Origin of the sequence: Yinghuangia sp. YIM S10712, assembly GCF_051388935.1 — a bacterium.
GTDB lineage: Bacteria > Actinomycetota > Actinomycetes > Streptomycetales > Streptomycetaceae > Yinghuangia.
In genome coordinates, this window is record NZ_JBPKBI010000076.1 from 1 (window position 1) to 718 (window position 718).

The window sequence follows — 718 nt, forward strand, 5'->3', positions numbered from 1 at the left end:
GCCGTTCTTGCGCAGGTGCGTGTTGGTGGTGACGTTGCGCTCGTACGCGAAGACCACGCCCGGCTCGACCGCGAGGACGTTGCACCCGTCGTCCCACTGCTCCCGCTCGGCGGAACGCACGTCCTGGGTCGCGGTCAGGACCCGAACCGTGTCGAGGCCGAGCGCACGCGCTATGGCGTTGTGCATGTCGTCGGGCCGGTGGTCGGAGACCTTGAGCTCGTTGTCGGTGTCGCCGGGCTCGATCGTGTACGACGGCAGCATGCCCATGCCGGCGTATTTCGTGAACGTCTCGCCGTCGATCATCGTCATGACCGTGTCGAGGTGCATGAACGCGCGCTTCTTCGGCATCCGCAGCGCGACGACCCTGCGCGCCGAGCCCTTGGCGAACAGCGACCGGGCCAGCGCCTCGACACCCATCGGCGTGGTGCGCTCGCTCATGCCGACCAGCACCGCCCCGTTGCCGATGACCAGCACGTCGCCGCCCTCGACCGTCGCCGGGTACTGCGACTGCCCCGGGCTCCACACGTGGAAGTCGCCTCCGGCGAACATCGGGTGGTAGCCGTAGATCGCCTCGAAGTGCACGGTCTCGCGGCGCCGGGCGGGCATCTGCATCGCGTTGATCGCCACGCCGTCGTACACCCAGCTCGAAGTGTCGCGCGTGAACAGGTGGTTCGGCACCGGGACCAGGACGAAGTCGTCGAGGTCCATGGTGTGGAAC

1 protein-coding gene is annotated in these 718 nt (G+C 68.1%); it reads right to left on the bottom strand.

Annotated features, from left to right (window positions below; genetic code table 11):
* Positions 1 to 718, bottom strand: a 718-nt coding sequence (locus ACRX5W_RS33265) for an arginine deiminase family protein (RefSeq protein ID WP_436792127.1), incomplete at both ends; no start/stop codon positions are given.